The sequence below is a fragment of the Empedobacter sp. UBA5036 genome (assembly GCF_002415215.1).
In the GTDB taxonomy this organism is placed as follows: domain Bacteria; phylum Bacteroidota; class Bacteroidia; order Flavobacteriales; family Weeksellaceae; genus Empedobacter; species Empedobacter falsenii_B.
Genome location: NZ_DICC01000027.1, coordinates 1 through 13693, shown reverse-complemented (window position 1 = coordinate 13693; position 13693 = coordinate 1). Strand labels below are relative to the sequence as shown.

Genomic DNA, 13693 nt, shown 5'->3' with positions numbered 1-13693 from the left:
CGTAAAGCGATACAATAACGTTTTCTAAGCCTTCTACCATGCTTTTTCGTTTAGGGATAAGCATCGGATTAAAACTAGCATCACGATCTCTAGGGACCTTTATTTCTTCTTCGCCATAACTCGTTTTTATCTTTTTGCTAGAATAACCATTACGCGCATTTTCTTGCTTGCGTAAATCATACTTGTCGTAATCCAGGTGAGCATCTAACTCACCTTCTAACATTTTTTCAATCCCTCGCTTTTGTAAGTCTTTGAGAAAGTTTTGGAGTTCATCGCCAGTTTTAAACTGTTTGAAAAAATCATCCGGAAATAGGTCTTTTGTTTCCATAAATATGTAAATATTAAATGTATAAAAAAAATTCTGCTCGATTTTAACCCAAGCAGAATTTTATACTTACACAGTTTTTGGTACAGTGTCATAAAAAGTCTTAAAAAAGAATAAAATTTTCTTAAAATTTTAGAAGTCTAAACCAAAAAAGGCCATTCATTTATTGAGAACAGCCTTTTTGTTAATTATTAATTAAGAATTAAATCTTTGCGATGTGCTGAACTAAATCAACTACTTTGTTAGAGTAACCAATTTCGTTGTCATACCAAGCAACTAACTTAACGAAAGTAGGGTTTAGCATGATACCAGCTTCTGCATCGAAAATAGATGTTCTTGTATCACCTACGAAATCTTGAGAAACAACAGCATCTTCTGTGTATCCTACAATTCCTTTCAAATCTCCTTCAGCAGCTTCGCACATTACTTTTTTGATTTCGTCGTAGTTTGTTTCTTTTGCTAATTTAACTGTTAAATCAACTACAGAGACATCAACAGTTGGTACACGGAAAGACATTCCTGTTAATTTTCCGTTCAATTCTGGAATTACTTTTCCAACTGCTTTCGCAGCTCCAGTAGATGAAGGAATGATGTTTACCATTGCACTACGTCCACCTCTCCAATCTTTCATTGATGGTCCGTCAACTGTTTTCTGAGTTGCAGTAGTTGCGTGAACTGTTGTCATTAAAGCTTCCACAATTCCGAAATTTTCGTGAATTACTTTTGCTAATGGTGCTAAACAGTTTGTTGTACAAGAAGCATTAGAAACGATTGTGTCTTCTGCTGTTACAGATTCGTGGTTAACACCCATTACAAACATAGGGGTATCATCTTTAGAAGGACCTGTTAAAACAACTTTTTTTGCTCCAGCTTCAATGTGTTTTCCTGCAGTTTCTTTTGTTAAGAATAAACCTGTTGCTTCGATTACGATATCAGCTCCAACTTCGTCCCATTTCAAGTTCGCTGGGTCTCTTTCAGCTGTAACGCGAATTGTTTGTCCATTAACAATTAAGTTTCCGTTTTCTACTTTAACTTCTCCGTTAAATTTTCCGTGAACTGAATCATACTTTAGCATATAAGCTAAATAATCAACGTCTACTAAATCGTTAATACCTACGATTTCAATATCGTTTCTCTCAATAGCAACCCCGAAAACAAGGCTACCAATTCTTCCGAATCCGTTGATTCCAATTTTAATTTTTGACATAGTATATATAATTTCCCTTTATATTAAATGTTTAAATCGCTAAAATATTAGCTACTTTGATTAACTCTTCGTCAATCTCATTGTGTTTTTTGATGGCTTCATCTATCGCTGTAAATACAACTTTATTAGAGCGAATACCAGCCATAAGATTTGTTTTACCTTCTAGTAAACCTTCGACAGCAGCAATTCCTAAACGACTTGCTAAAACACGATCGTGACAAGATGGAGAACCACCACGCTGTATGTGTCCTAAAACTGTTACACGAATATCATATTCTGGATGACGATTTTGTACTTGTTTTGCTAATTCAAAAACTCCACCTAATTTTTCACCCTCTGCAACTACAACGATGCTTGATTTTTTTCCAGATTTTTCTGAACGTTCTAAAGAAGAACATAATTCTTCGACGCTATCACGTTGTTCTGGAATCAAAATATCTTGTGCACCCGAAGCAATTCCACTATTTAAAGCAATAAAACCTGCATCGCGTCCCATTACTTCCACAAAAAATACACGATCATGTGATGTAGCAGTATCTCTTAATTTATCAATTGCATCAATTACAGTATTCAAAGCTGTATCGTATCCAATTGTAAAATCGGTTCCGAAAATATCATTGTCAATTGTTCCTGGAATTCCAATAAATGGAACACCAAACTCTTGATGAAATATATTTGCTCCTGTAAAAGAACCATCTCCACCAATTACAACTAAAGCATCAATGTTATTTTGTTTTAGATGATTATATGCTTTTTGACGACCTTCTGTAGTTTTGAATTCTAAAGAACGAGCAGTTTTAAGAATTGTACCACCTTGATTGATAATATTTTTCACTGAACGAGGTCCAAGTTCAATCATATCATTGTTAATCAAACCTTCATAACCTTGACGGATTCCTACTGATTTGATATCGTAGTACTTACATGCTCTTACAACGGCACGTAAGGCCGCATTCATTCCAGGCGCATCACCTCCAGAGGTTAATACACCAATTCTTTTTATATTGTTTCCCACGTTTTTTCCTTTATTAAATCAAATATAATAAAAAATCAGAATATTATTATAATTGGTAGTATGAAAGATAAATTAATCTTCGTCGACAGGTTTTAACGTTCCGTCTGCAAAATCTCGTTGAAGAATAACCGCAATATACAAATCTTCTCGTGTTCGCTTCGGATCATAAGTTTGTTTCAGATCAATATTAAATGCGCCACTTGCTGCTTGATAAAGAAAAGCATTCAATCCGCCGCGTAATTCTTTTATAATATCATATGTTGTTTTATCGGTTTCTTTGTAGATTAATTTAGTAAGAATTTGTCCACGAGAACTAGACATATTTTTTAATTGATTTTCAAATTGATCAGCCAAATCTTTTTGACGAGATTTTACGAAACGCTTTTTATCGCGTCTTTTATCCATTGTTTGAATCGTATCGGATACATAATTGTATTCTCTAACAGCAGTTCTTACATACGGCCAAACATCGCGAACGCGCTTTCTTAACCATAAATAATACTTTTTTTCTAAATCAGTTTTTAAATGAACCGAATAACTATTCATTTCATTAAGATGTATTGTGTCTAGAGGATTAAACGCAAATTCATCTAAATTAATTGAATCATTTTTAATTTCTTGAGAAGGATTTTTTCCCCCTAAATCTAACCCAAAAATTTGAGCATTAACATTAGATAATCCAATAAAAGTAAGTAGTACAGTTATATGATAGATATAAAATTTCATATCAGAATTAGTTCAAAAATTGTTCCTAAAATTAGTACATTTGTTAGATAAATAAACTAAAATGAGTACAAATAATTTGTTTGATCAACAATCTTTGGATTTTTTGACAAAATATTTAAATACAGCTTCACCTACAGGTTTTGAAAGTGAAGGACAAAAAGTTTGGATGGATTATATCAAACCATATGTAGATGAAGTAAAAACAGATAATTACGGTTCTGCTTATGGTGTAATAAATCCTGAAGCGAAGTATAAAGTTGTGATTGAAGCCCATGCTGATGAGATTTCTTGGTTTGTGAATTATATTTCTGATGATGGATTGATTTATGTGATTCGTAATGGAGGATCAGATCATATGATAGCACCTTCTAAAGTGGTTAATATTCATACCAAAAAAGGAATTGTAAAAGGAGTTTTTGGTTGGCCAGCAATTCATTTGCGTCAAGCAGGAAAAGATGAAGCGCCAACTCCAGATAAAATTTGGATTGATACAGGTTGTACATCGAAAGAAGAAGTTCTTGAACTTGGAATTCACGTTGGTTGTGTGATTACTTATCCTGATGAATTTTTTACATTGAACGATCGTTATTTTGTTTGTCGTGCAATAGACAATAGAATGGGAGGGTTTATGATTGCTGAGGTTGCGCGTAAATTGGCAGAAAATAAAGATCAATTAGATTTTGGTTTATACGTTGTAAATGCGGTTCAGGAAGAAGTAGGGTTGCGTGGCGCGGAAATGATTACGCAAACAATCAAACCAAATGTTGCGATTATTACTGATGTTACACATGATACAACGACACCAATGATTACAAAATCGAAAGAAGGTGAGCAAAAATGTGGTGATGGCCCAGTTGTTTATTATGCGCCTGCTGTGCAAAATAATGTACGCGAATTAATTATTGATGCAGCTGAGAAAAACAATATTCCTTTTCAGCGTGCTGCAAGTTCTCGTGTAACAGGAACGGATACAGACGCTTTTGCATATAGTAATGGTGGTGTACCTTCAGCTTTAATTTCGTTGCCTTTGCGTTATATGCACACAACTGTAGAAATGGTTCATCAAGCTGATGTAAAAAATGTCATCGAGTTGATTTACGAATCAGTGAAAACAATTAAAAACGAACAAAGTTTTAAATATCATACTGTTTAAATTATAAAGTGATTAAAAAATATAAAGGCTGTCGTGAGACAGCCTTTGTTGCTATTTTGTGCTTCGATCTACTTCAAAAATTTCTATAATTGAATTTAAATTTAGCTAAATTTATTCAGAAAATCATTATTCAATCAAATATTAGAATAAATCTTTAGAGAATGATTATTTTTATACTTTAAAAGAAATAAGATGAAAATTGAATTAAATAGAGTAAATCAGGCTTCTCACTATGAAGCGACTGCGTCAAGTTCTTCGGTAAAAGTAAATATTGATGGACCTGAATCGATTGGAGGAGAAGGAAAAGGAGTTCGCCCAATGGAGTTGGTTTTGATTGCTTTGGGAAGTTGTAGTGTTTTTGATTTGAATGAAATTTTGAAGAAACAACGCCAAGAAATTGAAGATATTAAAGTTGAGGTTGAAGGTCAGCGTCGAGATGAAATTCCAAATATTTTTACAAATATTCATATCAAATTTTACTTAAAAGGAAATATTGATTTAGATAAAGCAAATAAGGCTGCTGAATTAGCGGTTAAGAAGTATTGTAGTGTACATGATATGCTTGCAAATGGAGGAATTGATATCACTTACGAGATAAATGTAAATTAAATTGATAACAAAAAAAAGGTCTTTCGAACGAAAGACCTTTTTTTAATACATACATTTTCAATTAAGCTTCAACAATAGTTAAAGCTTCTTGAAAGATACTAACTTGCGCTAATACTTTATTTTTTAATTCTTCATTTACAATTTCGTTATTTTGGAAATTATCGTTGAAAGATGGGAAAGTTGTGCTTGCTACAATTTCTCCGCTTGCAAACATTCCAAAATATTTTGTTGCAACTTCCATTACATTTCCTCCACCATAAGCACCTGGAGATGTACTTAATAACAACAATTTTTTATCTTTCAAATATGGCATTTCGATACGAGAAACCCAATCCAAAATATTTTTTAATGCAACAGAAAAGTTTCCATTATGTTCTGCCAAAGAAATTACAACACCTTCTGCATCTTTGATTTTATTGTAAAAATCCTGCGCTTCTTGTGGAAATCCATTTTCTAATTGACGGTCAATAGAATAGATAGGCATCTCGAAATCATTGATGTCAACTAAATCGATTTCTGCATTTTCGATTTGATTTAAAGTATAATTTAATAATTCTTTATTGATTGATTTTTTGCTGTTACTACCAGCGAAAGCTAAAATTTTCATATTCTTATTGAGTATTTTCATTTTTGATGAAGCAAAGTTATTGCAAGCAACCATAAATTTTATTGACCTATGTTAGGAAAAGATAAAAACTTATATTTTTTTTCTAAATTCATCAATTTTAAGAATCAATTCTCTGTTTAATTCTTCATTAGTGATTTTATCTTCTGCAAAATTTTCGTTGAATTTAGGCAAAGAGAAATCGACTAAAATGTCACCTCCCAATTTTGTAATTAATTTAGAACCTATTTCTAAAGAGTTTTTAGCTCCATAACCACCAGGAGATGTACTCATAACGAAGACCTTTTTTCCTTCAAGAAATTTATAATTAATTCTTGAGCACCAATCCATATAGCTTTTAAAAACTGCTGTAATGCAAGCATTATGTTCTGCTAATGAAATAAGTAAAATATCAGAATCAACAAGTTTTTGATAAAATCGTTTTACTTCATCAGAAAAACCTTGTTCTTTTTCTATATCAATATCAAAAGTAGGAATATCAAAGTCATCTAAATCTAAAATCTCAATTTGATCTTTGTTTAATAAAGAAGAAGCATAAGTTACGAGTTGTTTATTGATAGAAGTAGAGCTGTTACTTCCGGCAAAAGCTTTAATAATCATAGTTTTTATCTTAAGTTATTGTTTTTTTGTGTGTAATAATTGCGCATATTCTGTTGGTCGAATTCCTGAAACTTTCTGAAAAATATTACTGAAAGATGACAACGAATTATAACCAACTAACATTGCGATTTCGTACATATTGTATTTATTTTCAGCAATCAATTCCAATGATTTTGTGATACGTAATGCGCGTAAAAATCGAACATAATTAATTCCCATATTATCTTTGAATTTTCGAGATAATGTTCGCGTGCTCAAACCAAATTGTTGCGCAACTTCATCTATTGTATAGTTTTTCTCGATATTTTTCATCAGAAATCGAGCAATATCAATCAGTTTCTGATCTTTTGGAAATGGATGCTGAATAAAAGCAGGTAATTTGTTCGATTCCATTTCGGGTAGAATAGATCGTATGGCTTTTACAAAATCATATTTTGCAGGATCTTTTTCCGAAATTGATCCACTCCAATTTTTGGTGTACAAAATCATTTCCCTTAACAACTCATTCGTGTAATAAATATTTGTAATCGAATAAAAATCGTTTTCTTCTTTTTCGGTCTTGAAATAAAAGTTATACAAATCGCCTGTTTTACTATTCGTTAAGATAGAATGTGGCGTATTTGCAGGAATCCACATAAAACAACGCGCAGGCAAATACCAATGTTTGTCGTTTACAAAAACATGTACAATTCCGCCTTCTGCATATAATAATTGTGCTTTTTTGTGTTCATGTACGCGCGTTCCTATCGTATCTAAATGTGCATGTTGTATGTAAAAATGGACTTTAGATTTGTCAACTTCGTTAAAAAAAAACTGATCAAACAACATTGTTTTATACTTTTATAAAGTGAAATATTTTTGCTTTTGCAAATTACTTTATTTTGGCGTAAATGAGCAAATTATTTTCTTTTTTTATCAAGAGGGTAAAGGTGTTTTGAATGTAACTTTGCATCACTAAAAATCAATAACAGACTTATAAATAATACAAAATGATATTTAAATTCGTTAAATATCAGTTGCTTACATTGTTGTTAATGCTGAGTGGGTTGAGTTATGCTCAAAATGAAATAGACTATAACCAACTGAAATTAAGCAAAGCAATTGAAATTGGACTTCAAAATAATAAAAAATTACAAATTAGCGCTTTAAAAACTAATATTGCTGAATTAAAAGAGAAAGATCTTAAAAATGAGAAATTGCCAGATGTAGACTTTCATACTGGTTTTCATGTTTTGAGTAATTTACGCCAATATGAAGACGGTTTTCTAAAACCTTCTACAAAATATGCTGTTCCTCGAGTGAAATACGATTTTACACTTTCGGCAGAAATTCCAATTTATTTAGGTGGTAAATTAAAAAATGATGAGAAAAAATCTGAAATAGAAACTAATATTTCGAAACTGCAAGTTCGAAAAGATGAACGAGAATTGAGAATGCAAATCATCACAGCTTATTTACAAGCGTTGCATTTGCAAGAACAACAAAAGTTAATTTCAGATAAAATGAGAGAAGATTCGGTTGTGATTAAACAAACAGAATCCTTGAAAAAAAATGGTTTGGTAACCTACAACGAAGTCTTGAGAACAGAATTGCAATTGTCAAATCATAAAATGTCTTTTACAGAATTGGCGAATGAAATTTCGATTATTGAACATCAAATCAAAACAATTTTAGCCTTACCAGAAAATCAAGAAATGCATATTGACACCAATGATTTGTTTACAAATGAAGAGCATTTGGGTTTGGTTGATGAAATGATTTTGGAAGCAATAGATCAAAGTGAAAGCTTGAAAATTGCGAAAGATGATTTGAATTTGAAAGAAATTGATAAGAAAATTACCAAAGCTAATACATTACCAAAAATAACTGCTGGAGCGGAATATGGATATAATTATCCAAACTTTATGTTTTTTCCACCAGAAGAATATTTGTACAGATTTGGTTCTGTTGGTGTAAATGTTTCGATTCCGTTGAGTAATTTTTTCAAGAATAAACAAAAAATGCAAATCGCAGATCGTAACATTTCAATTGCAAAATTAGAAATAGAAGAGAAAGAAGAACAAATTCGACATGATGTTTTTGCAGCGAATAAACGATTAGAAGAATCGATCGATAAAATAAAAATTGCGGAAGAAGCAATTGGTCAAGCCAAAGAAAATTATCGAATTGTTAGAACAAAATACATCAACAAATTGAGTTTGATTACAGAACTTATCGATGCGGATAACGCTTATTTAGAAGCTCAATCGAATTTGATTTCATTGCAAATTAACAAACAATTAAAATACTATCAATTACAATACATTTTAGGAAACTTATAAAAATGGGAAAACAACAGACAAAAGGAGAAAAACGAATGAATAGAACGCTTTCTGCGATTGCTTGGATTTTTATTATCATAGGAATCACTGCAGTAGCTTGGTTTTATTTCTTTTCGAGTTCACATGTCAATACAAATGACGCGCAAGTGCGACAATATATTACGCCAGTTTCGAGTAAAGTTTCTGGTTTTATCAAAAAAGTAAATTTCGAAGAAAATCAATTTGTACACAAAGGTGATACGCTTGTTGTGATTGACAATAGAGAATTTCAGAACCAGATTGATATTGCAGAAGCAAATTTAGAATCGACTTCGCAATCTGTTTTAACATATGAAAAAGCGGTAGATACAAAATCAAGTGATGTTAATATTGTTAATGCAAATATAGAAGCTGCTAAAATAGAGGTTTGGAGAACGGAAAAAGATTATAATCGTTTCAAAAATTTAGTGCAAGAAGATGCTGCAACCGTGCAACAGTTTGAAGAAGTTGAAGCGAAATATAAACAAGCAAAAGCAAGTTTGAGTGCTTTGGAACAACAACGTAATGCCGTGAATGTTAGTGCGTCTGCAGAACAAACAAAAGTTGCGCCTGCAAAAACTCAAATTTTACAACGAAAAGCCCAATTGAACGATGCTAAACTTATTCTCTCATATACCTATGTTGTAGCACCTTACGATGGTTGGGTTGGAACAAAAAATATACAAGAAGGTCAGTTAATAAAAGAAGGGCAGGCCTTGGTGCAAGTAGTTTCGAAAGAGAAATGGATTGTTGCAAATTTTAAAGAAACGCAAATTGGAGAAATCGATTTGGATCAACCAGTTATTATAAAAGCTGATGCCTACAAATACATTGAGTTTGAAGGAAAAATTGAATCACTTTCGCCAGCTTCTGGGTCTGAGTTTGCTTTGATTAAACCTGATAATGCTACAGGAAACTTCGTGAAAATTGAACAACGTTTTCCTGTAAAAATAATTCTGAAAGAGTCTAAAAACAACGAAAAATTACGTACCGGAATGAATGTAAATGTTTCCGCAGAAAAAGTAAATTAAATAAATGTCACAACAAAATTCAATATTTAATAAATGGGTTCCGCAAAAATTGGTTGTGCCAATTTTTATCCTTGCGCTATTTCCACACTTGATGATTTTGACGATATTCAACATGAATAGTACGTTTACAGCATCATTTTTGGATTTGGAGGTCGACGATTTGCAGTTCCTTTTTTCGATGGCGTATGCCACTATTGTTTGTGGCTTATTTATTCACGTTCGATTTTTTCACTTTTTCAATATCAGAAGTTATTTGCTAACAATGACCATGCTTAACATTTTGGTATTGTTTGGAATGACATTAACTACAAATACAGAATTGATTTTGATTCTGCGTTTTATTCAAGGACCTTTATCGCTTTTCGAAGGTTGTATTTTGTTGCCAATCATTATGTCGAATATTAAAAGTGAACATTCAAAATTGATTGCTTATTCGTTTTTGTACGGCGTAATGTTAACGGGAGATAAATTCACAACTTCTATCGTGAAGTTTGCGATTGAGAATTATAACCACAATATGATGGTGTATACGATTATGAGTTTTCATGTTGTTGCATTAATTATTTATGTATTTTTCTTTAATCACAACAGAATGTTTCCTAAAAAACCATTGTATCAATTAAATTTAGGAGGAATTTTCTTGATGATTATTTCCTTAATTTCTGGTGCATTTTTCTTGATTTACGGAAAAAAATATTATTGGTTCGAATCGCCAATTATTATCATAGCATTTGCATCAACACTCGTTTTTAGTGGTTTATTTTTATTGCATCAAAAAACAGCCAAACGACCTTTGTTCCATTTTGAGATTTTCAAATCAGAACGTGTCATTTTAGGAATATTAATGTTTTTTGTTTTCTATACTTTGCGTGCTGGGATGAGTAATATTTACCAAGTTATGTCAACAGTTTGGAAATGGCAATGGGAATATGTGTTGCAGATTCAATATTTTAATGTGGCTGGTTCTATCATTGGTGTTGTATTTTCATTTTTTATGGTTAAGAATAAAGTTGATTTCAGAAAAATATTTTTTCTTGGATTTGTACTTTTAGCCATGAGCATGTTGTGGTTTAGTTATTTGTTTTATCCAGACACAAAAGTCGAGGCAATAGCGCCAACATTGATGTTAGAAGGAATTGCGCAAGGTGTTATTTTTACGCCATTAGTGTTGTATATTACAGGTTCTGTACATCCTTCTATTACTGGTAGTGCGGCACAAGCAGGTACGGCGATTCGTTTTTGGACTACAACAATTGGTTTTTCGTTAATGCAAAATGCAATTTTATATTTGACGACTAAACATCAATTTTTGATGACCAAAAATTTAGACAAAACGAGTCCTATTTTCCAACAACAATGGAATAATTTGTTCAATAAAAATATTGCGAATCATCTTCCAAACGAAGCAGAAAGTATTACTGCTGCAGCTTTAAAAGCAAAATTGTACAACCAAGCTTTGTTGGTTAGTAATATTGAGATTTTCCGAACATTGTTTGTTGTGGGAATTATTGCTGCAATTTTTGTCATTCTTTATCAACCGATAAAAAATAGACTTTTACATCGTTAAAATAATTTTTATATATTACTTTTAATTTAATTGACGTATTTGATTTAATAGAATCAAGTACGTTTTTTTATGACAAATTTTTAAAAATGAATGTTTTATCTAAATTATCCCGTAAAAAGGAGATGTTTTAAAGTTTTTTAAATTTAAAAATGGCGTAAATGAACAAATTATATTCTCAAATAATCAACTTGTTTTTCTGAGACAGCACTTACTTTTGCCATCAAAATAAATCAAACGAAAAATGATTAATGTTATAGAAAATATTAATTGTATTTTATTGATTTTAAATTTGTTATAGTTTTATAAAAATGAATCATCGTATTTTAACGATTTATTATTCAGAATCACATTTTAGCCTTTTGACTTTTCTCAGGCAGCTTCCTTTTTTTACTTTTTAGGTAAGATAATCACGAAATCAATAAAATATTTTTAATTAGACAAACTTTCGAATGAATGTTTTGAACTTGATTGTAAAATTGAATAAATAACTCAATGCACAATCAACATCCCATTTTCAAGAAATGGATACCAGAAAAATTGGTGCTTCCAATTCTCATTGCCGCGTTGATTCCGCATGTGATGATTCTCTCACTTTTCAATATGAATAGTACGTTTACAGCTTCATTTCTAGATGTTGATGTAGACGATTTACAATTCATTTTTTCTTTGGCTTACGCAACAATTGTATGTGGGCTTTTTATTAACGAACGGCTTTTTCAGTTCTTTAATATTCGTTCCTATTTATTGTTTATGACGATTATCAATATTGTATTAATGTTACTGATTTCATTGACAACAAATACGCAATTGATTTATTTGCTTCGTGTGATACAAGGAACAACATCTTATCTCGAAGGTTGTATTATAGTTCCGCTAATTATGTCGCGTATAAAAGGTGAATATGGACGATTATTAGGAAATACGTTTTTGTATGGATTTATGATGACGGCTGATAAATACACAACCTCTATTGTAAAATTTGCCATCGAAAATTATAATTTCAATATGGTGATTTATACGGTCATCTTTTTTCATGTTTTATCATTGTTGATTTACGTATTTCTTTTTAGTCATGGTAGATTATATCCAAAAAAACCTTTGTATCAGTTGAATTTGGCTGGTTATTTTTTGATGATGATGTCATTAATAGCAGGAGCTTTTTTATTGATTTATGGTAAAAGATATTATTGGTTCGAATCGCTTTATATCGTTATTGCGTTTGCTGCAATGCTTATTTTTTCAGGCTTATTTATTTTGCAACAATTAACGTCTAAAAAACCAATTTTCCATTTCGAGATTCTTCGTTCCGAAAGAGTTATTGTAGGTATGTTGTTGTTTTTTACATTTTATATTTTCAAATCGAGTATGAGTAACATTTATCAAGTGATGAATGTTGTTTGGAAATGGAATTGGGAGTTTGTTTTGCAAATACAATATTATAATTGTGCCGGAATTTATATTGGAGCATTGTTTGCTTATTACATCATAACACAATTTCAAACGCAATATAAGTATGTGTTTTTTGGAGGTTTTTTTTGTTTAACGTTTGCTATGTTGTGGTTTAGTTACATTTTGGTTCCAGATACTCGTCCGAATGCAGTTATTCCGCCATTGGTGATGGAAGGAATGGGACAAGGAATGTTGTTTGCGCCAATTTTGCAATATATGGTATGTTCTGTACATGCTAATTTTTCTATGAATACCATGCAAGCAGCAGTTGCAATGCGTTATTGGTCGTCAACAATTAGTTTTTCGATTATGCAAAATGCAATTCTTTTCTTGACGACTAAACATCAATTTTTGATGACGAAAAATTTAGATATTACCAATACAATTTTTCAAGAACAATGGAATAATCTATTCAATAAACACGATACAACTCATTTAGTAAATGAGTCTATCAGTTTGACAGCAAGCAATCTAAAATCTCAATTGTATAATCAAGCTTTGTTGATCGCAGATATTCAAATTTTTAGAACCTTATTTTATTTCGGAATTGTAATGATGGTTTTTATTATGATTTATAATCCAATCAAAGGAATTTTACATCTTAGGAAAAAGAGAAAAGAAACTCATTGATTCGCTTTTTTTCTGGTATTGATTTCTGCATTTATTTTCGCTAAACCTGTTATAAGAGGAATAAAAGTTACAGAACATGATAATAAAATAACGAATGTTACATTGATATCATATTTGTTTGTCATCTTCAGAATTAATAAAACGATTGCAATGAGTAATAAAGGAATTTGAATGCTAAGATTAAGTTTATTAACTTTTTTTCTTTTTTCATTTAATTCTTCTAATGTTAATTCGCTCAAAGGTTTTTCTTTGTTCATCTTAATTATTTTATTAAAGATACCCGTTTTGCATTTTACATACTTTTCGTTTTTAGATTATTACTATTTCGATTTAAGTCTATTTTAATAATTTACTTATTCATTGTTTGTGCATTAATTTTACCTAGAATTCTTGTTTTACACCCCTCTACCGTCTTTT

At 31.1% G+C, this 13693-nt stretch carries 14 protein-coding genes; 6 read left to right on the top strand and 8 right to left on the bottom strand.

Annotated elements, in window-relative coordinates:
• The 4 genes from B4J88_RS05110 to B4J88_RS05095 form a co-directional block, all read right to left on the bottom strand.
• The coding region (locus B4J88_RS05110) for a transposase (protein ID WP_291066668.1) at window positions 1-328 on the bottom strand (328 nt) is incomplete at its 3' end.
• Between the two features lie 199 nt (window positions 329-527).
• Entirely contained in the window at window positions 528-1532 is a 1005-nt protein-coding gene (gap, locus tag B4J88_RS05105) for a type I glyceraldehyde-3-phosphate dehydrogenase (RefSeq protein WP_286495233.1), read from the bottom strand.
• Between the two features lie 31 nt (window positions 1533-1563).
• Window positions 1564-2547, bottom strand: coding sequence for a 6-phosphofructokinase (gene pfkA / locus B4J88_RS05100; RefSeq protein WP_260391944.1), 984 nt, complete (start codon window positions 2545-2547; stop codon window positions 1564-1566).
• Between the two features lie 72 nt (window positions 2548-2619).
• Window positions 2620-3273, bottom strand: a complete 654-nt coding sequence (locus tag B4J88_RS05095) for a DUF4294 domain-containing protein (protein WP_291066666.1) — start codon at window positions 3271-3273, stop codon at window positions 2620-2622.
• Between the two features lie 61 nt (window positions 3274-3334).
• On the opposite strand from B4J88_RS05095, the gene B4J88_RS05090 reads away from it, so the two are divergent.
• Both B4J88_RS05090 and B4J88_RS05085 read left to right on the top strand, forming a co-directional pair.
• Entirely contained in the window at window positions 3335-4426 is a 1092-nt protein-coding gene (locus B4J88_RS05090; RefSeq protein WP_219034484.1) for a M42 family metallopeptidase, read from the top strand.
• 192 nt (window positions 4427-4618) lie between these two features.
• Window positions 4619-5035 carry an OsmC family protein gene (locus B4J88_RS05085; RefSeq protein ID WP_291066664.1) on the top strand — a complete coding sequence of 139 codons (417 nt, stop codon included), beginning with the start codon at window positions 4619-4621 and terminating at the stop codon, window positions 5033-5035.
• Between the two features lie 61 nt (window positions 5036-5096).
• Here the strand turns inward: B4J88_RS05085 and B4J88_RS05080 are convergent, their stop codons facing one another.
• The 3 genes from B4J88_RS05080 to B4J88_RS05070 all read right to left on the bottom strand — a co-directional run bounded on the left by B4J88_RS05080 (window position 5097) and on the right by B4J88_RS05070 (window position 7088).
• Window positions 5097-5663 carry an NADPH-dependent FMN reductase gene (locus B4J88_RS05080; RefSeq protein ID WP_260391945.1) on the bottom strand — a complete coding sequence of 189 codons (567 nt, stop codon included), beginning with the start codon at window positions 5661-5663 and terminating at the stop codon, window positions 5097-5099.
• 69 nt (window positions 5664-5732) lie between these two features.
• Window positions 5733-6260 carry an NADPH-dependent FMN reductase gene (locus B4J88_RS05075; RefSeq protein ID WP_221855853.1) on the bottom strand — a complete coding sequence of 176 codons (528 nt, stop codon included), beginning with the start codon at window positions 6258-6260 and terminating at the stop codon, window positions 5733-5735.
• A gap of 15 nt (window positions 6261-6275) precedes the next feature.
• A complete protein-coding gene (locus B4J88_RS05070; protein ID WP_038336064.1) occupies window positions 6276-7088 on the bottom strand; it encodes an AraC family transcriptional regulator in 813 nt (270 codons plus the stop codon).
• 161 nt (window positions 7089-7249) lie between these two features.
• Here B4J88_RS05070 and B4J88_RS05065 point away from each other — a divergent pair, with 161 nt between their 5' ends.
• From B4J88_RS05065 to B4J88_RS05050, 4 genes are all read left to right on the top strand, one after another.
• Complete coding sequence (locus B4J88_RS05065; RefSeq protein ID WP_260391946.1) at window positions 7250-8581, top strand: TolC family protein; 1332 nt, start codon at window positions 7250-7252, stop codon at window positions 8579-8581.
• Between the two features lie 2 nt (window positions 8582-8583).
• Window positions 8584-9630 (top strand): HlyD family secretion protein, encoded by a 1047-nt coding sequence (locus tag B4J88_RS05060; RefSeq protein WP_280037837.1) that lies wholly within the window; start codon window positions 8584-8586, stop codon window positions 9628-9630.
• Between the two features lie 4 nt (window positions 9631-9634).
• Window positions 9635-11197, top strand: coding sequence for a hypothetical protein (locus B4J88_RS05055; RefSeq protein ID WP_219034487.1), 1563 nt, complete (start codon window positions 9635-9637; stop codon window positions 11195-11197).
• A gap of 492 nt (window positions 11198-11689) precedes the next feature.
• A complete protein-coding gene (locus B4J88_RS05050; protein WP_291066662.1) occupies window positions 11690-13276 on the top strand; it encodes a hypothetical protein in 1587 nt (528 codons plus the stop codon).
• On the opposite strand, the gene B4J88_RS05045 is transcribed toward B4J88_RS05050, so the two are convergent.
• Complete coding sequence (locus B4J88_RS05045) at window positions 13270-13533, bottom strand: hypothetical protein (protein WP_286495225.1); 264 nt, start codon at window positions 13531-13533, stop codon at window positions 13270-13272. The genes B4J88_RS05050 and B4J88_RS05045 overlap by 7 nt on opposite strands.
• Window positions 13534-13693 lie beyond the last annotated feature (160 nt).